This window comes from Curtobacterium sp. PhB128, assembly GCF_004340725.1.
In the GTDB taxonomy this organism is placed as follows: Bacteria; Actinomycetota; Actinomycetes; order Actinomycetales; family Microbacteriaceae; genus Curtobacterium.
Genome location: NZ_SLUR01000002.1, coordinates 259265 through 279754 on the forward strand (window position 1 = coordinate 259265; position 20490 = coordinate 279754).

21 protein-coding genes are annotated in these 20490 nt (G+C 71.5%); 14 read left to right on the plus strand and 7 right to left on the minus strand.

Translation table 11 applies throughout. The features are described 5' to 3' along the window. Positions 1-37 precede the first annotated feature (37 nt). Positions 38-3190 carry a GH92 family glycosyl hydrolase gene (locus EDF23_RS05320; protein ID WP_243648817.1) on the plus strand — a complete coding sequence of 1051 codons (3153 nt, stop codon included), beginning with the start codon at positions 38-40 and terminating at the stop codon, positions 3188-3190. A gap of 72 nt (positions 3191-3262) precedes the next feature. Beyond that, positions 3263-3469 (plus strand): hypothetical protein, encoded by a 207-nt coding sequence (locus EDF23_RS05325; RefSeq protein WP_159571926.1) that lies wholly within the window; start codon positions 3263-3265, stop codon positions 3467-3469. Positions 3470-3587: 118 nt separating this feature from the next. Here EDF23_RS05325 and EDF23_RS05330 read toward each other — a convergent pair whose 3' ends face one another. From EDF23_RS05330 to EDF23_RS05350, 5 genes are all read right to left on the minus strand, one after another. Beyond that, a complete protein-coding gene (locus tag EDF23_RS05330) occupies positions 3588-4067 on the minus strand; it encodes a hypothetical protein (RefSeq protein WP_131920959.1) in 480 nt (159 codons plus the stop codon). A gap of 162 nt (positions 4068-4229) precedes the next feature. Beyond that, on the minus strand, positions 4230-4766 hold the full coding sequence (locus tag EDF23_RS05335) for a GNAT family N-acetyltransferase (protein ID WP_131920961.1): 537 nt from the start codon (positions 4764-4766) through the stop codon (positions 4230-4232). Positions 4767-4788: 22 nt separating this feature from the next. Continuing rightward, a complete protein-coding gene (locus EDF23_RS05340) occupies positions 4789-5727 on the minus strand; it encodes an aldo/keto reductase (protein ID WP_131920962.1) in 939 nt (312 codons plus the stop codon). Positions 5728-5778: 51 nt separating this feature from the next. Continuing rightward, the gene (locus EDF23_RS05345) at positions 5779-6399 is read right to left on the minus strand and encodes a hypothetical protein (RefSeq protein ID WP_131920964.1); all 621 of its coding nucleotides are present in this window, start codon (positions 6397-6399) and stop codon (positions 5779-5781) included. A gap of 49 nt (positions 6400-6448) precedes the next feature. Continuing rightward, complete coding sequence (locus tag EDF23_RS05350; RefSeq protein ID WP_123937018.1) at positions 6449-7204, minus strand: SDR family oxidoreductase; 756 nt, start codon at positions 7202-7204, stop codon at positions 6449-6451. A gap of 35 nt (positions 7205-7239) precedes the next feature. Between EDF23_RS05350 and EDF23_RS05355 the strand changes: the two genes are divergently transcribed. After that, positions 7240-8070, plus strand: coding sequence for a putative RNA methyltransferase (locus EDF23_RS05355; RefSeq protein WP_131920966.1), 831 nt, complete (start codon positions 7240-7242; stop codon positions 8068-8070). A 16-nt stretch (positions 8071-8086) separates the two neighbouring features. Here EDF23_RS05355 and EDF23_RS05360 read toward each other — a convergent pair whose 3' ends face one another. Beyond that, positions 8087-8512: a VOC family protein gene (locus EDF23_RS05360; RefSeq protein ID WP_123937016.1), complete on the minus strand. Its 426-nt coding sequence runs from the start codon at positions 8510-8512 to the stop codon at positions 8087-8089. A 62-nt stretch (positions 8513-8574) separates the two neighbouring features. Between EDF23_RS05360 and EDF23_RS05365 the strand changes: the two genes are divergently transcribed. The 9 genes from EDF23_RS05365 (at position 8575) to EDF23_RS05400 (ending at position 18277) form a co-directional block, all read left to right on the plus strand. Further along, on the plus strand, positions 8575-9522 hold the full coding sequence (locus tag EDF23_RS05365) for a WYL domain-containing protein (protein WP_131920968.1): 948 nt from the start codon (positions 8575-8577) through the stop codon (positions 9520-9522). Positions 9523-9616: 94 nt separating this feature from the next. Then, positions 9617-9754, plus strand: coding sequence for a hypothetical protein (locus EDF23_RS19130; RefSeq protein ID WP_165901015.1), 138 nt, complete (start codon positions 9617-9619; stop codon positions 9752-9754). Continuing rightward, a complete protein-coding gene (locus EDF23_RS05370; protein ID WP_017887940.1) occupies positions 9751-9840 on the plus strand; it encodes a potassium-transporting ATPase subunit F in 90 nt (29 codons plus the stop codon). Before EDF23_RS19130 ends, EDF23_RS05370 begins: the two co-directional genes overlap by 4 nt. An 8-nt stretch (positions 9841-9848) precedes the next feature. Then, positions 9849-11540, plus strand: a complete 1692-nt coding sequence (gene kdpA, locus EDF23_RS05375) for a potassium-transporting ATPase subunit KdpA (RefSeq protein WP_131920970.1) — start codon at positions 9849-9851, stop codon at positions 11538-11540. Further along, entirely contained in the window at positions 11537-13630 is a 2094-nt protein-coding gene (gene kdpB, locus EDF23_RS05380) for a potassium-transporting ATPase subunit KdpB (RefSeq protein WP_131920972.1), read from the plus strand. The genes kdpA and kdpB overlap by 4 nt, the downstream gene beginning before the upstream one ends. Positions 13631-13632: 2 nt before the next feature. Next, positions 13633-14235, plus strand: a complete 603-nt coding sequence (gene kdpC / locus EDF23_RS05385; RefSeq protein ID WP_131920974.1) for a potassium-transporting ATPase subunit KdpC — start codon at positions 13633-13635, stop codon at positions 14233-14235. 265 nt (positions 14236-14500) lie between these two features. Continuing rightward, entirely contained in the window at positions 14501-16993 is a 2493-nt protein-coding gene (locus EDF23_RS05390; protein ID WP_131920976.1) for an ATP-binding protein, read from the plus strand. Beyond that, the gene (locus EDF23_RS05395) at positions 16990-17679 is read left to right on the plus strand and encodes a response regulator transcription factor (RefSeq protein WP_111083540.1); all 690 of its coding nucleotides are present in this window, start codon (positions 16990-16992) and stop codon (positions 17677-17679) included. The genes EDF23_RS05390 and EDF23_RS05395 overlap by 4 nt, the downstream gene beginning before the upstream one ends. Before the next feature lie 103 nt (positions 17680-17782). Further along, entirely contained in the window at positions 17783-18277 is a 495-nt protein-coding gene (locus EDF23_RS05400) for a helix-turn-helix transcriptional regulator (protein WP_131920978.1), read from the plus strand. Here EDF23_RS05400 and EDF23_RS05405 read toward each other — a convergent pair. Next, positions 18261-19106: a LuxR C-terminal-related transcriptional regulator gene (locus EDF23_RS05405; protein WP_131920980.1), complete on the minus strand. Its 846-nt coding sequence runs from the start codon at positions 19104-19106 to the stop codon at positions 18261-18263. The two genes, EDF23_RS05400 and EDF23_RS05405, sit on opposite strands and share 17 nt — an antisense overlap. Before the next feature lie 111 nt (positions 19107-19217). Between EDF23_RS05405 and hxlB the strand changes: the two genes are divergently transcribed. Both hxlB and hxlA read left to right on the plus strand, forming a co-directional pair. After that, positions 19218-19781 (plus strand): 6-phospho-3-hexuloisomerase, encoded by a 564-nt coding sequence (hxlB, locus tag EDF23_RS05410; protein ID WP_123339553.1) that lies wholly within the window; start codon positions 19218-19220, stop codon positions 19779-19781. 11 nt (positions 19782-19792) lie between these two features. After that, complete coding sequence (gene hxlA, locus EDF23_RS05415) at positions 19793-20419, plus strand: 3-hexulose-6-phosphate synthase (RefSeq protein ID WP_111083537.1); 627 nt, start codon at positions 19793-19795, stop codon at positions 20417-20419. Positions 20420-20490 lie beyond the last annotated feature (71 nt).

Genomic DNA, 20490 nt, shown 5'->3' on the forward strand with positions numbered 1-20490 from the left:
GTTTTCGTCCAGACGCTGGACCAAATACGCTGGACCCGTGCGAGAACTGCAACGGAGCGGTGGGCCGACGACGGCCGTCGCGGCGCGGAACGGTGTCGGCTTCGGATCATCGGAGGGGTGGCTGGTCGAACGACCCGCGGGTGACGGCGCCGTCGTGGCGCTCGTCCCCGGGGCCGGTGGCCGGGTGGTCGCACCCGGCGACGAACTGTCGTGGGTCTGGTTCCCCGAACGCACGCTCCCGCAGGGCGCCGCCGAGCCCACCGAGGCGGACCTGCCGCACTTCTGGGACGCCACGGCCTTCACCGTGGACGTCGTCTTCACCGATGGCACGCGACTGAGCGAGCACGCGGCCGCGCACGGCGGACACGCCCGCGACCAGTACGGCGACGCGCTCACGCCCGAGGCGCAGGACGCAGCCCGCAAGCAGTGGGTCGACCAGTGGAACCGTCGTGCGGTGGACCTCACGCCGTTCGCGGGGCTGGTCGTCGACCGACTGGAGGCTCGGCTCGGCTCCGACACGCAGCCGTCGGACGCCGACGGGGAGCGTCCAGCCCTGCGCGGCTGGCTCGACGACGTCCGGATCGCCCCGGCACGCCCGGCACCGGTCACGCCGCTCGACCACGTCCGCACGACCCGCGGCACGCAGGCTTCGTCACGGTTCTCCCGCGGCAACAACGCGCCGCTCGTCGGCATCCCGCACGGCGGGGTCTTCGGCCTGCCGATGACCGACGCGTCGAGCAACCGCTGGCCGTACGCGTACCAGGAGCACGCGCGCACCGACGCCGACGGGCGGGTCCGCCCGGCGATCCAGGCCTTCGCGACGAGCCACATCCCGTCGCCGTGGATGGGGGACCGCGGCGTGTTCCAGGTCATGCCGTCGCCGCTCGACACCCCCGACGTCGACCGAGCCGCCCGCGCGCTCGGCTTCGACCACGACGACGAACTCGACGGTCCGCACCGGTACCGGGTCGCCCTCGACCAGGGTGTGACGGCTGAGATGACCGCGGGGGAGTTCGCCCTCGGCTTCCGGTTCACCGGTACCCGCAGCATCGTGCTCGACCACCACGGGTGGGTCTCCGACGTCTCCGTGACCGTCACCGACGGCACCGCCGTGGTCGAGGCCCTGCTCGACGACCGCCCCGGCACCCCGCCGCACCACGTGCACGTCCGGATCCCGCACGTGACCGCGGACCACACCAGCATCGGCGAGCACGAGCTGCGTGGCTGGCTGGCCGTCGACGGCGACGGAGCGGTCGACGTCCTGCTCGGCATCTCGACCGTCTCGATCGAGGACGCCCGCGCGAACCTCGACGACGCCGGCTCCTTCGACGCCATGTGCACCCGCGCCGAGGCGCTCTGGACGGAGAAGCTCGCGACCCTGTCGTTCGACGGAGCCACCCCGGACCAGCTGGTGAGCCTGTACTCCGGCCTGTACCGGCTGTTCCTCTACCCGAACCGTGCCGGCGAGGCCGCCCTGACCGGGTCGCCGCACCACCGTTCCCCGTACGGAGCCGTCCTCGCCGACCCGATCCGTGACGAGCCCGGGCCGGAGGTCGTCGAGGGGCCGTTCACCACCACGAACGGGTTCTGGGACACCTACCGCACCGCCTGGCCGCTCCTCGGACTCCTCACCCCGGAGACCGCCGGCGAGCTCGCGCAGGGCTTCGTCGAGCACCACCACGACGGCGGGTGGACCCCGCGCTGGAGCGCCCCCGGCGCCGAGGACTGCATGACGGGCACCACGAGCGACACCGTCTTCGCCGACCTCGCGGCGAAGGGCGTCACCGGGTTCGACCTCGCCGAGGCGTACCGGAGCGCAGTGCGGAACGCGACCGTCCCGCCGCGCGACGAGCGCGTCGGACGGAAGGGGAGCCTCCCGGGCGCCTTCCGCGGCCACGTCGACACCGCGACGTCCGAAGGGATGTCCTGGACCCTCGACGCCGCCATCAACGACTGGGGACTCGCGGTGATGGCGGGGCTGCTCGCGTCGCGGGCGGGCACGCCCGCCGACCTGTCCCGGTACGAGGCCGAGGCGGAGTGGTTCGCCCGGCGATCCCTGCAGTACCGGCACGTGTTCGACTCCGAGCGGGGCTTCTTCATCGGCCGCGACCCCGACGGCTCGTGGCGGGTCGGCACCGAGTTCGACCCGCGCGACTGGGGCGACGACTACACCGAGACGAACGCGTGGGGCACGGCCTTCACCGCACCCCACGACGGTGCCGGCATCGTGGACCTGCACGGCGGCCCGGCGCGGTTCGACGCCACGATCGACGCCTTCTTCGCGACGCCTGAGACCGGCGCGACCGTCCGCTCCGGCGCGTACGGCTTCCCCATCCACGAGATGACCGAGGCCCGCGACGTCCGGATGGGCATGCTCGGCCTGTCCAACCAGCCGGCGCACCACATCCCGTTCTTCCCGATGTTCACCGGTCGGCACGACGACGCGCACCGAATCGTCCGGGAGTCGCTCGAGCGGCTGTTCGTCGGTTCCGACCTCGGCCAGGGCTACCCCGGCGACGAGGACAACGGCGAGATGAGCGCCTGGTACGTCTTCGCGACGATCGGCCTGTACCCGCTGGCGCCGTCCACGGGCACCTACGTGCTCGTGCCGCCGTCGGTCCGCAGGACGGTGCTGCAGCAGCCGGGAGGAACGCCCACCGTCATCGAGGTCGCCGACGGTTCCGCAGGTGCCTACGTGGCGTCGGTGACGGTCGACGGCTCGCCCTGGACGTCCGTCAGCATCCCGCACCACGTGGTGGTGTCGGCGTCGCGCATCGTCTTCACGCTGTCGTCCGAACCGCAGGGCTGGGCATCGGACACCCGGCCGGTGTCGGCCTCCGAGGTCCACGGCTACCGGGACGCCCCGGTCGACCTGCTGCCCGTCGGGATGTCGCCGCTCACCGACGACACCGGGCGGACCCTCACGGCGGTCGCCACGGGGGAGTCGGTCTCGTTCGACGTGGACTGCCCCGCCGCGTCGCTGTACACGGTGACGGTGGCGACTCCGGGGTCGTACTCGTGGCAGGTGTCCCTCGGTGAGACCGTCACGGCCGTCGACGGCGCCGAGTTCACCTGGCCCGGGCAGACCCGGGTGTTCCGGATCATCGGCGGCGGCTCGTCGTTCGTGTTCACGGCGGGTACCGACGTCGCTCTGACGCAGCTCGAGCTGATCGCGGCGGACGGTGCCTGATCTCGACCGCTGATCGGGTCTTCTGCGGCGGTTCAGAGGCGGCACTCAAGGTCGCCCGGCATGCTCGTCGGCATGTCGATCGCGAACTCGTGGGACCCGTCTGGTGGCCGTGCAATCCCGGAGGACCAGGTCCGCGAGGACGGGCTGGAGCTCGACGAGGACCCGGCGATGCTCGGGATCTCCTTCGACGTCGTCGGTGGCGCCTCCGCCGACCCCGCCGCGGTGTCCCCGGTCGACGTGCGCGTCCCGTCCTCGGGGGCCCCGGCCTCCGCCGACTGAAATCCTGGGGTATCGGCCGCCGGGCCGATCGTTGTACCATCGGAGGGCGCGTTGCAGTAGCGGCGCGAAGTGAGCTCGGCAGCCTTCCGGACGGTCGGTGAGCCGAGCTTTGCGCTTTCTACGGTCTGATTGCTGCAGACACGATCATGGGTTGGGCGCGCCGGCGCCAATCGCCACCCTTGGCCTGGCTCCAAGCGATCGCGTCGGCCGCCCACAGAAGCGGCTCGTGGTGCGCGGTCTCGTGCGCGTACGTGAGCGCATCCCGCACCCCGTGTGCATGAACGGCGTCGTAGAGGACCTTCTTGTCAGCGCGCTCGATCGACACGTCTCGCTCGAGTACGATCCGCTCGTGTCCGGCGCTCGCCGCGAGCGCAACGAGCTCACGCAGGCACGCTGCACGGTCGCTCGGCTCGTGCTTCAGGTCGGAACGGACGAGGTGTGCGCGCACTCCGATCTGGTCCAGGGTCGACAGGACGTGACGCCGTCGAGAATCGCTCTCGCTGGTGAAGTGGAGTCGTCGCTGACCGGGCAGTACGAGGGCTCGTATCTTGCGGCGGAGCGTCGTCTGCTCACCTGGGGCAACGACGACGGCGACCATGAGGTAGCCCTTCGTCTTCGATTCGTCGACGAAGAGCGACGTCATCGACTCGAGTCGGTGGACCGGCCACCGAGAGAACTGGCGGGCTCCGGCATGGGACGAGTCTGCCACTGATGTTTCAGTGGGTCGGGCCGCCTCGCCGCCGCTAGGGAGACGCGCGGTTCACGCTTGCCGGTCTGCGCCGACGCCAGGGACGCGGTACTTGAAGCCGACGTGCGATCCGGTGAACCCGAGGCGCTCGTAGAACCGGTGCGCATCCGTCCGGGCGGCGTCCGAGGTGAGCTGCACGAGCGGGGTCCCGAGGTCCGGCGCTGCGACGTCGGTCACCCAGCGCATCAGCGCGCTGCCGATGCCGCCCGAGCGGAGCGCACTGCTCACGCGGACGGCCTCGACGAGCAGCCGCGTCGAACCCCGGCGAGCCATGCCCGGGATCCGGGTGAGCTGCAGCGTGCCGACGAGCCGACCGGCCTCGTCCTCGGCGACGAGCAGCGCGTTCGCCGGGTCGTCGGTGATCGATCGAAGGGCCGCGTCGTACTGCGGGCGGTCTTCCGGGGCGGCGACGTCCCCGCGGGCGGCACTGATCGGGTCGTCGGACAACAGCGCCATCAGGGCGTCGAGGTCGCCGTCGGCCGCGTTCCGCACCACCACCGAACCGGCGCGGGCGGACAGGCGGACGGGCAGGGTGAGGTCGTGGAGCACGACTCCACCCTGCCCGACGGACTCACGGAACGGTGTGCCCCGCAGCGGTGAAGATCCGGTACCACTCCTCGCGCGACAGCTCGACGTCCGAGCCGGCCGCCGAGTCGCGCACGCGCTGCGGGTTCGTCGTGCCGAGGACGACCTGGAAGTGCGCGGGGTGCCGGGTGATCCAGGCGACGGCGATGCCGGTCGGGGTGACCCCGTGCGCGGCGGCGATCTCCTCGAGGACGTCGTTGAGGTCGGCGTACTGCTCTCGGTCGCCGAGGAAGACGCCGTCGAAGAACCCCTTCTGGAACGGCGACCAGGCCTGCAGCGTGATGTCGTTGATCCGCGAGTAGTTGAGGATGTCGTTGTCGCGGGAGATCGACTGGTCGAGGCCACCCATGTTCGCCGTGAGGCCCTGCGAGATGACGTTGGCGTGCGTGATGCTCAGCTGCACCTGGTTGAAGGCGAGCGGCTGCTGGACGTGCTTCTTGAGCAGGTCGACCTGACCGGGGGTGTGGTTCGAGACCCCGAAGTGGTGCACCTTGCCGGCGGCGTGCAGCTCGTCGAAGGCCTTTGCGACCTCTTCCGGCTCCACCAAGGCGTCGGGGCGGTGCAGGAGCAGGATGTCGATGTACTCGGTCTGCAGCGCGGTGAGCGATTCCTCGACCGACTCGAGGATGTGCTCGTACGAGAAGTCGAAGTACGCGCCGTTCGGGGTCGGACGGATGCCGACCTTGGTCTGCAGCACGATCTCGGCACGCTCCGACGGTGACAGCGTCACGGCGGCACCGAACCGCTCCTCGCAGCCGTGCCACTCGCCGTACACCGCGGCGTGGTCGAACATGTTCACGCCCGCGTCACGCGAGGCGCTGTAGAGCGCGCGGATGTCCTCGTCGCTCATGTCGTTGATCCGCATCAAGCCGACGACGACGTCGGATGCGGTGAGGTCCGTCTGTGGCAACTCCAGTGTCTTCACGCCCACGATCCTGCCAGCCGGTCCCCGGTGCAGGCAGGCCCTGCCAGTACCTCAGGCGCGTTCGGGCAGCAGGACGGCGAGCACTCCGGAGTCGTCCGTCCACGTACCGGTCAGCTTCTCGCCCTCGGGCAGGGCGGTGCCGACGACCCGAGCGATGACGATCGTGCCGTGGTCGGTCGCGATCGACGTCACCGCGCCCGTCGTGGTCGCGTGCACCGAGGTGACATCGGGGGAGTCGGGTTCGGAGCCGCTGCCGTGGGCCCAGGCGTCCTTCGGCCGCCGTCCGGCATCGTTCGCCAGTTCGAGCTCCGCTTCGTGCCCGCCGGTGACGATCGCCCGGCGCAGGACGTCGGCGTGGACCGGATCGCCCACGGCGTCGTACACCCAGCGTCGCCCGAGCACGGAGTGGTCCATCTCGGTGACCAGGAACGCGTCGGCGCCGGGCAGCGGTGCATCCCGGTAGGTCAGTGGCGCCTGCAGGACCCGGCCGTCCTCGGTGCGGGCGAGCAGCACTTCGACGCCGACCTCGCCGGCGGGGTCGTCGAACCGGAACTGCCCGACGACCTGCAGCGGCGCTCCCGCGACGACGCCGCTCCACGCCTGGTCGGGCAGCCAGGCGGCGAGCGCCTCGGCCTTGGAGGGGCGGAGCGTTGCCTGCTCGATGACTGCCATGTCCTGACCGTACTGCTGCGCAGCACCCTGTCGTCGGCGCACCTCGAGGTCAGTGGACGGAGAACCCGCCGTCGACCGCGATGGACTGCCCCGTGACGTACGCCGAACCAGGGCCGGCGAGGAACACGGCAGCGGCGGCGAAGTCCGAAGCGAGTCCGTTCCGGCCGACCAGCGTCCGCGCCGCGAGGGCTGACACCGCGGCCGGGTCGGAACCGAGCCGCTCGTTGAGCGGCGTCCGTACGAAACCGGGGATGAGGACGTTGGAGGTGACCCCCTGCGCGGACCAGGCCTCCGCTTGGGACCGGGCCAGTGCCTCCAGGCCTGCCTTGGAGACCCCGTACGCGCCACTCGAGGCGAACGGACGGTGCGCCTGCTGCGAGCTGATGCTGATGATCCGGCCGTGGCCGCGCGCGGCCATGCCGGGCGCGAGCCGCTGGCCGAGCACGAAGGGTGCGTCGAGGTTCACGGCCATCGTGGCGTCCCAGGTGTCCTCGTCGAGGTCGGCCATCGGCGGCCGGAGGTTGATCCCCGCGGAGTTCACGAGGACGTCGACGTCGCCCGCCGCATCGGCGAGTGCGTGTGCTCCGGCGCGCGAGGACAGGTCGGCGACGATGCCGTCGGCCGATCCTCCAGCGGCGCGGACGTCGTCGACCGTCGCGTCGATGGTTGACCGTGTCCGAGCAGCGACGAGCACGTGCGCACCCGCGTCGGCGAGCGCGGTGGCGATGGCGCGTCCGATGCCGGAACTGCCTCCCGTCACCAGGGCGGTGCGTCCGTCGAGGCCGAAGAGCTGCTGCAGCGACATCCGGCCAGGCTAGCGAGGCCCCGTACGCTGGGCCGGTGCGTGACGACCTGCTGCCGATGCTCGCCTGCCCCGTGTGCGCCGAGCCCCTCGGTCGGGTCGACGGCGGCCAGGTCGGCTGTGCGACCGGGCATCGGTTCGACGAGGCCAAGCAGGGCCACCTGACGCTCCTGCCGGCGAAGCGTCGGGCGCTCACCGCGGACACCCCGGAGATGGTCGACGCGCGGCTGCGGTTCCTGGGACGGGGCCACTACGCGCCTGTCGAGCGGGCGCTCGCCGACGCCGTCGCCGAGGCGACGGCCCCCGGCATCGTGCTCGACGTCGGGTCCGGTCCGGGGACCTACCTGGCGCATGCGCTGGACGCAGCGCACGTTCCGGACGGTGCGGACGGGAGGCTCGGGGTCGCGTTGGACCTGTCGGCGATCGCGATCCGCCGCGCGGCCCGCGTCCACGAACGTGCCGGAGCCGTCGTCGGGGACGTGACCGAGCGCCTCCCGGTCGTCGACCACGCTGCCGCCGTCGTCCTCGACGTCTTCGCACCGCGCAACCAGACCGAGTACGCCCGTGTCCTGCACCCCGAGGGCGTGCTGGTCGTCGTGACCCCGCGCACCGGCCACCTGGCGGAGCTGGCCGAGGCGACGATCTCCGTCGACCCGGAGAAGGAGCGCCGGTTGCACGAGTCGCTCACGCCGTCGTTCGTCCTGCGGTCCTCCGAGGACCTGACCTGGACGATGGACCTCTCCGCCGAGGACGTCCACGACGTCGTGCACATGGGGCCGAGCCACCACCACGTCGCACCGGACGCGGCGTTCGCCCCAGCGACGGTGACGGCCGCGGTCACCGTGTCGACGTGGACGCCGACGCGCTGACCGCGGCCACGGGGAACTACAGGTAGCGGTCGGCCGGGGCGACGTCGAGCTGCCAGACCACGCCGAACCGGTCGCGGAGCTGCCCGGCGAGTGGCGCCCAGGCCGAGGGAGCGAGGGGCTGCCGGATCTCGGCGCCGTCGGACAGCACGGCCCAGTACCGCTCGATCTCGGCGGTGTCGTCGCCGTGCACGAACACGTAGAACGCGTTCGATCCCTGGTCGTAGGGCTGCCCGGGCCAGACGTCGAAGGCCATGACCCGGAACCCGGCGTCGGTGGAGACCTGCCCGAAGACGATGCGGTCGGCCCAGGCCTGGTCGTCCAGGGCGCCCATCTGGCCGTAGGTGGCGGCGGTGACCTCGCCGCCGAAGACCGATGCGTAGAAGTCGAGGGCCTCGCGGGCATTGCCGTCGAAGTTGAGGTGGGGTGTCGTTTCGATGCTCATGGAACGAGGATGACCGGCAATGCGGTCAGATCGTGTCCGCTTCTCCTACGAGAATGATCGACATGGCCGGACCCTCCTCGCGCATGCTCGCGCTGCTGTCGCTGTTGCAGGTGCACCGTGACTGGCCAGGCGACGAGCTCGCCGGACGCCTCGAGGTCAGCCCCCGCACGGTCCGCCGCGACGTCGACCGGCTCCGCGAGCTCGGGTACCGGGTGGAGGCGCTCCGCGGGCCGGCCGGGGGCTACCGGCTCGCAGCGGGCTCGGACCTTCCGCCGCTGCTGTTCGACGACGACCAGGCCGTGGCGATCGCACTCGCCCTGACCGTCGCCCCCGCCTCGGGCGCGGACATCGCCGAGTCGGCCGCCCGGGCGCTCGCGACGATCCGGCAGGTCATGCCAGCGCGGCTTCGGTCGCGCATCGACGCGGTGCAGGCGGTCACGACGTCCGGTCGGACCCGCACCGACCCGGGCGTGCTCGTCGCGGTGAGCGAGGCCGTCCACCTGCGCGAGGTGTTCCGCTTCGGCTACGGCGAGGACGAGACCCCGCACCGGGTGGAAGCGCACGCCGTGATCGCGCGGAACGGCCGCTGGTACCTGCTCGACTGGGATCTCGACCGCGACGACTGGCGCACCCATCGCATCGACCGGATCACCCCGCGGATGCGTACGCGGGTGCCGTTCACCCCACGGCCCGTACCCGGTGGCGACCCCGTGGCCTTCGTGTCGGCGCGCTTCAAGGGATCGGCGCAGGCCGACGTGTGGCCGTGCGTCGGCTCGGTCACCGTGACGGCCGCCGACGCACGGACGATCACGCCCTACCTGCCCGAGGACGCCGTCGTCGAACCCCTGTCCGACGAGCGGAGCCGCGTGACGCTCGGCTCGTGGTCCTGGCCGGGGCTCGCCGGAGCGTTCGCGGGGTTCGCGGTCGACTTCGTGGTCGAGGGTCCCGAGGACCTCCGCGACGCCGTCGGTGCGCTGGCCACGCGGCTCCGGGCGGTGAGCGCGCGTTAGCGGGGCGCATGCGTCCGCCAGGGCGGCGTGAGGAAACCGTTAGGAGCGGCCAGGAGGCCCGGCGCAGGACCCAGCATCGGTCCAGGCACCACACGTGGTGCCTTCCGCACCGCCCGGTGCGGGTACCACAGACCTTCTGGAGTCCCTCGTGTTCGACGTGTTCGTCGTCGCCGGTGTCCTCGCCGTGTTCGGCGTGGTGGCACTGATCGCCAAGGGGGTGGAACGGCTGTGATCGGCATCACCATCGCGGCCGCCGTCCTCGGCATCGCCGCAGTCGTGTACCTCGTCTGGGCGCTCGTGCGTCCGGAGCGGTTCTAGTGGGCGCCGTGGGCGCGTCGGGCGCCGCGGACGTCTGGGCGGGGATCGTCCAGGTCGCCACGCTCGTCCTGCTGCTCGTCGTCGCCTACCGGCCGCTCGGCGACTGGATGGCGAAGGTCTTCACGCCTGTCCGGCACAACCGGGTCGAGCGGGGGGTCTACCGGCTGATCGGGGTCGACCCGGACGCCGAGCAGTCGTGGCCCGTGTACCTGCGCGGCGTGCTGCTCTTCAGCGTCGTCGGCCTCCTGCTCGTCTACCTGCTGCAGCGCATCCAGGTCGTGCTGCCCGGCGACCTCGGGCTCCCTGCCGTCGGCCCGTCGCTCGCGTTCAACACCGCGGCGTCGTTCGTCGCGAACACGAACTGGCAGTCGTACTCGCCCGAGGTCACCGTCGGGTACAGCGTGCAGATGGCCGGCCTCGCGGTGCAGAACTTCCTGTCCGCAGCCGTCGGCCTCTCGGTCGCCGTGGCACTGGTGCGCGGGTTCGCCCGCCGCAAGTCCGGCACGCTCGGCAACGTGTGGGTCGACGTGGTCCGCGGCGTCGGTCGGCTGCTGCTGCCCGGTGCGTTCGTCTTCGCGATCGTGCTCGTCGCCGGCGGTGTCATCCAGTCGTGGGGGAGCGGCGCCGACGTCACCACGCTGGTCGGTGGCATGCAGCACCTGCCGGACGGGTTCGTGGCGTCGCAGGAGGCGATCAAGGAACTCGGCACGAACGGCGGTGGCTACTTCAACGCCAACTCGGCGCACCCGTTCGAGAACCCGCAGGCGTGGACGAACCTGGTCGAGGTCTTCCTGATGCTCGTCATCCCGTTCTCGCTGCCGCGCACCTTCGGCCGGATGGTCGGCGACGACCGCCAGGGCTACGCGATCCTCGCCGTGATGGGCGCGATCTTCCTCGTGTCCCTGTCGGTGATGTCGATCGCCGAGCTCAGCGGTGGGGGGCTCGCCACACACGCAGCCGGCGCCGCGATGGAGGGCAAGGAGACCCGGTTCGGGATCCTCGGCACCACCCTGTTCGGCACGACGTCGACCGCGACCTCGACCGGTGCGGTGAACGGCATGTTCGACAGCTTCACCCCGATCGGCGGGATGATGGCGATGCTCAACATGATGCTCGGCGAGGTCACCCCGGGCGGTGTCGGCTCCGGCCTGTACGGCATGCTCGTGCTGGCCGTCATCACGGTGTTCATCGGCGGCCTGCTCGTCGGCCGGACGCCGGAGTACCTCGGCAAGAAGATCCGCGCGAAGGAGATGACCTTCGCGGCGCTGTACATCCTGGTGACGCCGACCCTCGTGCTCCTCGCGACCGGACTCTCGCTCGTGATCCCCGGTGTCCGGGAGCAGGTACTCGGCACGTCGATCTTCAACCCCGGCAACCACGGGCTCTCCGAGCTGCTCTACGCCTTCACCTCGGGTGCGAACAACAACGGCTCGGCCTTCGGCGGGCTCACCGCGAACACCACGTGGATGAACTCCGCGCTCGGCGTCGTGATGCTGCTGGGGCGCTTCGTGCCGATGGTGTTCGTCCTGGCGCTCGCCGGGTCCCTCGCCGCCCAGGACCGGGTACCCGAGACCGCCGGCACGCTGCCCACCCACCGCCCGCTGTTCATCGGGCTGCTCGGCGGCGTCGCCGTCATCGTCACCGCACTCACCTACTTCCCGGTGCTCGCACTGGGCCCGCTCGCAGAAGGACTGTCATGACCGTGACCACCGAGCCGGAACCGCGCACCGCAGTGGAGCCGGCCACCCGCTCGTCCGCATTCGGACCCCGTCAACTGGTGGCGGGCCTCCCGGGAGCCCTGCGGAAACTCGATCCGCGACTGATGTGGCGGAACCCCGTCATGTTCATCGTCGAGGTCGGCGCAGCCCTGACGACGGCGGCCGCCGTCGTCGAGCCGTCCGCCTTCACCATCGCCATCGCGGTGTGGCTCTGGCTCACCGTCGTCTTCGCGAACCTGGCGGAGTCCGTCGCCGAGGGCCGGGGCAAGGCCCAGGCCGACACGCTGCGGAAGACCCGCTCGACCACGAGCGCCCGCCGGGTGCTCGGCTACGACCCGGCCGACGCCGCAGCCGTCGCCAACGAGACCGAGGAGGTCGCGTCGGTCGACCTGGCCAAGGGTGACGTGGTGGTCGTCGTCGCCGGCGAGGTGATCCCGGGTGACGGTGACGTCGTCGACGGCATCGCGTCCGTCGACGAGTCGGCCGTCACCGGTGAGTCCGCGCCCGTCATCCGCGAGTCCGGCGGCGACCGCAGTGCCGTCACCGGCGGCACCCGCGTGCTGTCCGACCGGATCATCGTGCGCATCACCTCGACCCCGGGTGAGACCTTCATCGACCGGATGATCCGCCTCGTCGAGGGTGCGGCCCGGCAGAAGACGCCGAACGAGATCGCGCTGAACATCCTGCTCGCCTCGCTGTCGATCGTCTTCGTGATCGTCTGCCTGACGATGCAGCCCATTGCGGGACTCGTCGGTGCCACGGTCAGCGTCCCCGTCCTGATCGCACTGCTCGTCTGCCTGATCCCGACCACCATCGGGGCCCTGCTCTCCGCGATCGGCATCGCCGGCATGGACCGGCTCGTGCAGCACAACGTGCTCGCGATGTCGGGCCGCGCGGTCGAGGCCGCCGGCGACATCACCACCCTGCTGCTCGACAAGACCGGCACGATCACGTACGGCAACCGTCGGGCGTCCCGCGTGGTGCCGGTGCCGGGCGTGAGCGAGGCCTCGCTGATGGCGGCAGCAGCCCTGTCGAGCGCGGCGGACTCGACGCCCGAAGGCCGCTCGATCGTGTCGCTCGCTGCCGAGGCCGGGGTCACGCCGGCTCTGCCGGACGGCGCCGTCGAGGTGCCGTTCACGGCGCAGACGCGCATGTCCGGCCTGGACCTGCCGGACGGGTCGCAGATCCGGAAGGGTGCCGCTGCGGCCGTACTGGCCTGGGCCGACACCCCCGACGCCGGTTTGGTTGCCGCGATCGACTCCACCGTCGCGGAGATCTCCGACCAGGGCGGCACCCCACTGGTCGTCGGCCGCCGCTCCTCGGACGGCGCGGTCGCCCTGCTCGGCGTCGTGCACCTGAAGGACGTCGTCAAGGACGGCATGGCGTCACGGTTCGCCGAGCTCCGGTCGATGGGCATCCGCACGGTGATGATCACCGGTGACAACCCCCGAACCGCGGCCGCGATCGCGCACGAGGCCGGCGTCGACGACTTCCTGGCCGAGGCCACCCCGGAGGACAAGCTCGCCTACATCAAGCGCGAGCAGGAGGGCGGCAACCTCGTCGCGATGACCGGGGACGGCACCAACGACGCCCCGGCCCTGGCGCAGGCGGACGTCGGCGTCGCGATGAACACCGGCACGACGGCGGCGAAGGAGGCGGGCAACATGGTCGACCTCGACTCCGACCCGACCAAGCTCATCGACGTCGTCCGCATCGGCAAGCAGTTGCTCATCACGCGCGGCGCCCTGACCACCTTCTCCATCGCCAACGACGTCGCGAAGTACTTCGCGATCATCCCGGCGATGTTCCAGGCGGCGTTCCCCGGGCTCGCAGCACTCAACGTCATGGGGCTGCACAGTCCGTCGTCAGCGATCCTGTCAGCGGTCATCTTCAACGCGCTCGTCATCGTGGCGCTCATCCCGCTGTCCCTGCGTGGCGTCAAGTACCGCGCGGCCGCAGCGTCGTCGATCCTCGGCCGGAACCTGCTCGTCTACGGGCTCGGCGGCGTGATCGTCCCCTTCATCGGCATCAAACTGATCGACCTCGTGGTCGGTCTCATCCCGGGGTTCTAGTCATGGCATCTGCACGTTCCACCGTCCGTTCCGCTGGTGTGGCGATCCGCCTCACCCTGCTCGCCACCGTCGTGCTCGGCGTCGGCTACCCGCTCGCCGTCTGGGGCGTCGGCCAGGGGGTGTTCCACGACCAGGCCAACGGCTCGGAGGTCACCGACTCGTCGGGCGCCGTCGTGGGGTCCTCGCTCATCGGGCAGTCGTTCTCCGGCAAGCAGGCTGATCGCTGGTTCCAGTCGCGGCCGTCAGTAGCTGGCGAGGACGGCTACGACGCGAACGCGTCCAGTGGCTCGAACCTCGGCCCGAACAACCCCGACCTGCTCAAGGCCGTCAAGGAGCGGCAGCAGGCGGTCGCGAAGGCCGACGGCGTGTCCGTGTCCGAGGTGCCGGCCGACGCCGTGACGGCCTCGGGCTCGGGTCTCGACCCGGACATCAGCCCGGCGTACGCGTCGCAGCAGGTGGCGCGTGTGGCTGCGGCGCGGGGGCTGTCCGAGGACCGCGTGCGTGCACTGGTGGTGCAGCACACCGAGTCGCGCCAGCTCGGGTTCCTCGGCGAGCCCGTCGTGAACGTGCTGGCCCTGAACCTCGCGCTGGCGAAGCTGTCCTGACATGCGGTCACCTCGCCGCCCAGCTCGGCCGTCCGCCGATGCCGTCGATCAGGTCGTCGTGCTCGTCGGGCAAGCCGGCAGCAACTACAGCGTGGGGAACGAACGTGAGCGGTGAAGAACTCCGTCCCGCGTCCGAGACGGACGCGGGACGGGACAGTCCCACCCGATTTGAGGAAGCCTGGGCTCGAGCCTTGGTGGGAACGGTTACGAGGAGTATATCAGTCGACCGGCCGCCCTGCAACAGCCGACGCGAGAGGATGAGCACGTGAAGCGCGGCAAGCTACGGGTCCTGCTCGGTGCCGCACCGGGCGTCGGCAAGACGTTCACCATGCTCGAGGAGGGCCGCCGACTGCTCGACGAGGGCCGGGACGTCGTGGTGGCGGTGGTCGAGACGCACGAACGTGCTGCCACCGCCGCGCTCGTCGACGGCCTCGAGGTCGTGCCGCGCCGCACCGTGGACCACCGCGGCGTGGAGCTCGACGACCTGGACCTCGACGCGGTGCTCCGGCGAGCGCCCGAGGTCGCCCTCGTCGACGAACTCGCGCACACGAACGCTCCCGGCAGTCCGAACGAGAAGCGCTGGCAGGACGTCGAAGCGCTGCGGGCCGCCGGCATCGACGTCATCTCGACGGTCAACGTGCAGCACATGCAGTCCCTCGGTGACGTGGTCCGCGAGATCACGGGCACCGTGCAGCGCGAGACCGTCCCCGACGCCGTGGTGCGCGCGGCCGACCAGATCGAGGTCGTCGACCTGGCACCGGCCGCCTTGCGCGAGCGGCTCTCCGACGGGCTTGTGTACCCGGCTGCCCGGATCGATGCGGCCCTGTCGAACTACTTCCGGCTCGGGAACCTGACGGCGTTGCGCGAGATCGCGCTGCTCTGGCTGGCGGACGAGGTCGATGACGCGCTCAAGGCCTACCGCGCCGAGCACGGCATCGAGCACCGGTGGGAGACCCGGGAGCGCGTGCTGGTCGCCCTGACCGGCGGCCCCGAGGGCGAGACCCTCCTGCGCCGCGGTGCCCGCATCGCTGCCCGCAGTGCCGGGGGCGAACTCGCGGCCGTGCACGTGACGACGAACGACGGCCTGCGCGAGCGCCACCCGGGGGCGCTCGGTGCCCAACGCACCCTGCTCGAACAGCTCGGTGGGACGTACCACCAGGTGGTCGGCGACGACGTGCCGTCGACCCTCGTGCGGTTCGCGCGGTCGATCGACGCGACCCAGATCGTCATCGGCGTCAGCCGTCGCAGTCGGCTCGCCGCGGCCCTGACCGGCCCGGGCATCGGCAACACGGTGATCCGGGAGTCGGGCGACATCGACGTGCACGTCGTCACGCACGAGCGCGCCGGTGGTGGCTTCGCCCTGCCCAAGCTCGGCGGCAGTCTGTCCCGCGGACGGGTCCTCGCTGCGTTCGTGCTCTCGGTCCTGGTCGGGCCCCTGCTCACCTGGGTCCTGTCGATCGGCAGCGACCCCGACGCCATCACCGTGGACGTCCTGGCGTACCAGTTGCTGGTGCTCGTCGTGGCGCTCGTCGGCGGGATGTGGCCGGCGGTGTTCACGGCGGTGCTGTCCGGACTGAGCCTCGACTTCTTCTTCGTCCAACCCCTGCACATGGTCACGGTGCAGCAGCCGTGGCACCTCTTCGCCCTGGTCATGTACGTCATCAGTGCCGTGCTCGTCAGCTTCGTGGTCGACCGGTCCGCCAGACGTTCGCGTGCTGCCCGTCGCGCCGCGGCGGAGTCGGGTCTGCTGATGGGGATCGCCGGCAGCGTCCTCCGCGGCGACGACGCCCTGCAGGCCCTGCTCGACCGCACCCGCGAGGCCTTCGGGTTCGCCGGTGTCCGGATCCGGCAGGGGAACGAGGAACCGGCCACGTCGGGGACGTTCGGCGAATCGCCGGACGCGTCCACGAGCCTCCCGTCCGGTGCCGTGCTCGAGTTCGCGGGCGCTCCGGACGACCCGACGCAGCGCCGGTTGCTGCGCGTCGTCGAGCAGCAGCTCGACGCCGCGGTCGAACACCGCGCGTTGACGCGCACCGCGCTGGACGCGGAGCGGATCGCGGCGGCTGACCGCGTCCGCAGCGCGATCCTCGCGGCCGTCGGCCACGACGTGCGTCGGCCGATCGCGGCCGCCTCGGCCGCCGTCCAGTCGTTGCGTGCGCTGGACGTCGACCTGTCCAGGGCCGACCGGGAGGCGCTGCTCGCGACCGCCGACGAGAGCCTCGGTCAGCTGGCGGTGCTGTTGGCAGACCTGTTGGACGTCAGTCGTGTGCAGGCGGGTGTGCTCGCGGTCGCGTCCGGGCCGCTGGCCCTCGACACCGTGGTCGCACCGGCGCTCGACGAGCTCGAGCTCGGGCCCGACGACGTCGACCTCGACCTGCCGGCGGACCTGCCGCCGGTGCTCGCCGACCCGGTCCTGCTGCAGCGGGTCGTCGTGAACCTGCTCGCGAACGCCGTCCGCTACGCACCCGACGGCACCCGCGTGCGCGTCGCGGCGAGCGCCTTCGGAGGCGGGGTCGAGCTCCGGATCGCCGACCACGGTCCGGGGATCCCGTCGGACCGGGTCGACGAGGTCTTCCAGCCGTTCCAACGGCTCGGCGACACCGACAACGAGACGGGCCTCGGGCTCGGTCTCGCACTCGCGCGGGGCTTCACCGAGGGCATGGGCGGCACGATCGAGGTCGACGACACCCCGGGTGGTGGGCTCACCGTCGTGGTGCGGCTTCCGATCTCCGGGCACGTGGGAGTGGAGCTCCGGTGAAGGTCCTGATCGCGGACGACGACGCGCAACTCGTCCGCGCCCTCTCCGTCACGCTCGCCGCCCGCGGGTACGAGGTCGTGACGGCGAAGGACGGGCGCGCGGCGATCGACGCCGTCATCACCGAACGGCCCGACCTGGTGCTGCTCGACCTGGGCATGCCCCGGCTCGACGGCATCGGGGTGCTCGAGGGCATCCGGGGGTGGTCGCAGGTGCCGGTGCTCGTGCTGTCCGGCCGGACCGACTCGTCCGACAAGGTCGACGCACTCGACGCCGGCGCGGACGACTACGTGACGAAGCCGTTCCAGATGGACGAGCTGCTGGCGCGGTTGCGGGCCCTCGGACGACGCCGTGCCCCGGCCGGCGTCGACAGCGCGCCGACGATCCGGATCGGCGACCTCGTCGTGGACCTCGTCGCGAAGCAGGTCACCCCGGCCAGCGGTCCCGCGATCCGGCTGACCCCGACGGAGTGGCGCCTGCTCGAGGTGCTCGTCACGAACCCCGACCGGCTGATGACCCGCGAGATGCTCCTGACCGAGGTGTGGGGGCCCTCGCACGGCAACGACTCCGGGTACCTGCGGCTGTACATGGCGCAGCTGCGGCGGAAGCTCGAGCCCGACTCGGCGACCCCGCGGTACCTGGTCACCGAGTCCGGCATGGGCTACCGCTTCGCGCCGGGAGGGCAGTGACGACGGCAGTCGGACTGTTGTCGGGTGACTGGCGGGTCGCTGTCGTGCAGGTGTCGGGTCCGTGTCGTGGTGCGTCGTTCCGGGGATCCCTAGTGTTCAGGGCATGAACGAGATGCGGATCGGGGAGCTGCGGCGACTGCGCGGGTGGACCCAGGAACGACTGGCCGAGGCGAGCGGCCTCGCGGTGCGGACGGTGCAGCGGATGGAGAGCGGCAACGACGCGAGCCTGGAGTCACTGTCGTCGGTCGCCGCGGCACTCGAGGTGCCCGTGCGGGACCTGTTCGTCACCGACGAGCGGGAGTCCCTCGAGCCCGGGGTGCGCGGACTCGACGAGCGTGCGGAGCAGCAGCAGGTGCAGCGCGACTCGGCGACCCGGGGGTGGCAGTACCTGTACTCGGGCGTGGGCATCGTCGTGACGCTCGGCACCATCGCCCTCATCGGCGCAGGGATCTGGACCGGGTTCGCGATCTTCGTTGTCCCCGTCTACTGGGCAGGGGGCAAGTTGCTCTCGCAGTTCCTGATGGCGACCGTCGTCGAACCCTCACTCGACCGCCGGTACCCACTGTCGCGGTCGCGGCGGGTCACGCCCGGGAACTGAAGGCGGCGAGCTCGGCACGGGTGCGGGCCCCGTGCTTCCGGAGCAGGTTCGCCACGTGGTACTTCACGGTGTTGACGGTGATGCCCAGGCCCTCGGCGATTTCGCGGTTGCCGATGCCCGTCGCGAGCAGCCGCAGCACGTCGCGCTCCCGCGGGGTGAGGTCGTCGTCCGCGACCGAGTCCACCTCGGTCGGCGAGGGGTCGAGGGGCAGCGAGATGTCGAGGACCGAGCCCCAGTCCGGCGTGCTCGACACCTGGACGCGGCCGTCGAGGGTGACGACCCGTTCTGCGATCGGCCGCATGGCGTCGTCGTGCACGTCGAGGGTGCCGGACCCGTCGTCACGGAGCTGCATGAGCAGGTTCCGGCCGTCGCAGTCCCACTGGATGCGGACCCGCTTGGCCGCACCACCGTCGACCAGGGCGAGCACGGCGGTCCGGACGATGGCGCGGGCCGCGTGAGCGACGTCGCCCGGCAGCGCACGGCCGGTGGTCGGCGGCTCGACGAACTGCACGTCGAGGTCGCCGAACCGGACGAGCGGGCGCAGGTCGGCTCGGAGGCGCGAGAACGCCCCGGTGACCGGCTCGAGCAGGGTGCTGCGCTGGTGGTCGGTCTCGGTGCGCAGGTCGACGAGTGCTGCCGACGCGATCTCGACGGCCTCGGCCCGCGCGGCGGCGTCCGACACCCGTGGTGACCGGAGCACGGCGAGCACGGACTCGAGGGTGAGCGCCTGACGGTCCGCCTGCTCGGCGACGGTCCGGGCGTGCTCCGAGGCGGCGAGCCGACTGGCGGGCTCGCCACGGGCCTCCCGGTCGGGTGCGATGGCGTCCATGGGAGCAGAACCTACCTGTCCCACCCGTGCGGACGGGGCCACCCGATCGGGTGGGATGCCTGCCGACGCGGGTAGCGGTGCGGCGGGCCGCGCGACGGCATGCTCGTGGACATGGCAGAACCCACCGTCCCCGCAGCGTTCGACGTGATCGTGCGCGAGGTCACCGACCTCGCCGCGAACGTCGACGACGCGTCGGCCGAGCGCGCCCTCGACCTGATCGACCGCTCCCACCGTGTCTTCGTGCACGGTGCCGGCCGTTCCGGACTCGCGCTGCGCATGACCGCGATGCGGCTCATGCACCTCGGTCGCGACGTCCACGTCGTCGGAGAGGTCACCACGCCCGCGATCCGGCCCGGGGACGTGCTCCTCGTCGCGAGCGGTTCCGGCACGACCACCGGCATCGTGCAGGCGGCCCGCACCGCGCACGACGTCGGCGCGTCCGTCGTCGCCCTGTCGACCACCGACGACTCCCCGTTGTCCGAGGTCGCGGACGTCACCCTCGTGCTACCGGCAGCGACGAAGACCGACCGCTCCGGCACGGCCTCGGCGCAGTACGCCGGCAGCCTCTTCGAGCAGGCCGTCGCCCTGGTCGGCGACGCCCTGTTCCACACGCTCTGGTCCCGCGGCGGGCAGTCCGCCGACGACCTCTGGCCCCGACACGCAAACCTCGAATGAAAGGCATCCACATGCAGCTCCAGTTCGCCATGGACACCCTGACCACCGAAGCCGCCCTCGAACTCGCCGCCGCGGCCGCGCCGCACGTCGACGTCCTCGAGCTCGGCACGCCCCTGATCAAGAGCGCCGGCCTGTCCGCCGTCACCGCGATCAAGGAAGCCCACCCGGACAAGATCGTCTTCGCCGACCTCAAGACGATGGACGCCGGCGAGCTCGAGGCCGACATCGCGTTCTCGGCGGGCGCCGACCTGGTGACCGTCCTCGGTGTCGCCGGTGACTCGACCATCGTCGGTGCCGTCAAGGCCGCGAAGAAGCACGGCAAGGGCATCGTCGTCGACCTGATCGGCGTCTCCGACAAGGCCGCCCGTGCCCGCGAGGTCGTCGCGCTCGGCGCCGAGTTCGTCGAGGTGCACGCCGGGCTCGACGAGCAGGCGGAAGAGGGCTTCACCTTCTCGACGCTGCTCGACGCCGGCAAGGAGTCGGGTGTGCCGTTCTCGATCGCCGGCGGCGTGAACGCGTCCTCCGTCGCCTCGGTGCAGGAGGCCGGTGCCCGGATCGCCGTCGCCGGCAGCGCGATCTACAGCGCGTCGGACGTCGGCGCAGCTGCCGCGGAGATCCGCGCCGCGATCACCGCGTAGCGCCCGCGGCGCCCGCGGCCGCGTGTGCCCGCGGCGCCCGCGCCGCGATGGTGAGCAGAAATGGTCGAGTG

Bases quoted from the DNA above. Each gene is read 5' to 3' on its own strand.
- EDF23_RS05325 (WP_159571926.1), top strand. From the start codon at position 3,263: ATGTCGATCGCGAACTCGTGGGACCCGTCTGGTGGCCGTGCAATCCCG.
- EDF23_RS05330 (WP_131920959.1), bottom strand. From the start codon at position 4,067: ATGGTCGCCGTCGTCGTTGCCCCAGGTGAGCAGACGACGCTCCGCCGC.
- EDF23_RS05345 (WP_131920964.1), bottom strand. From the start codon at position 6,399: ATGGCAGTCATCGAGCAGGCAACGCTCCGCCCCTCCAAGGCCGAGGCG.
- EDF23_RS05350 (WP_123937018.1), bottom strand. From the start codon at position 7,204: ATGTCGCTGCAGCAGCTCTTCGGCCTCGACGGACGCACCGCCCTGGTG.
- EDF23_RS05360 (WP_123937016.1), bottom strand. From the start codon at position 8,512: ATGAGCATCGAAACGACACCCCACCTCAACTTCGACGGCAATGCCCGC.
- EDF23_RS05365 (WP_131920968.1), top strand. From the start codon at position 8,575: ATGGCCGGACCCTCCTCGCGCATGCTCGCGCTGCTGTCGCTGTTGCAG.
- kdpB (WP_131920972.1), top strand. From the start codon at position 11,537: ATGACCGTGACCACCGAGCCGGAACCGCGCACCGCAGTGGAGCCGGCC.
- kdpC (WP_131920974.1), top strand. From the start codon at position 13,633: ATGGCATCTGCACGTTCCACCGTCCGTTCCGCTGGTGTGGCGATCCGC.
- EDF23_RS05400 (WP_131920978.1), top strand. From the start codon at position 17,783: ATGAACGAGATGCGGATCGGGGAGCTGCGGCGACTGCGCGGGTGGACC.
- EDF23_RS05405 (WP_131920980.1), bottom strand. From the start codon at position 19,106: ATGGACGCCATCGCACCCGACCGGGAGGCCCGTGGCGAGCCCGCCAGT.
- hxlB (WP_123339553.1), top strand. From the start codon at position 19,218: ATGGCAGAACCCACCGTCCCCGCAGCGTTCGACGTGATCGTGCGCGAG.
- hxlA (WP_111083537.1), top strand. From the start codon at position 19,793: ATGCAGCTCCAGTTCGCCATGGACACCCTGACCACCGAAGCCGCCCTC.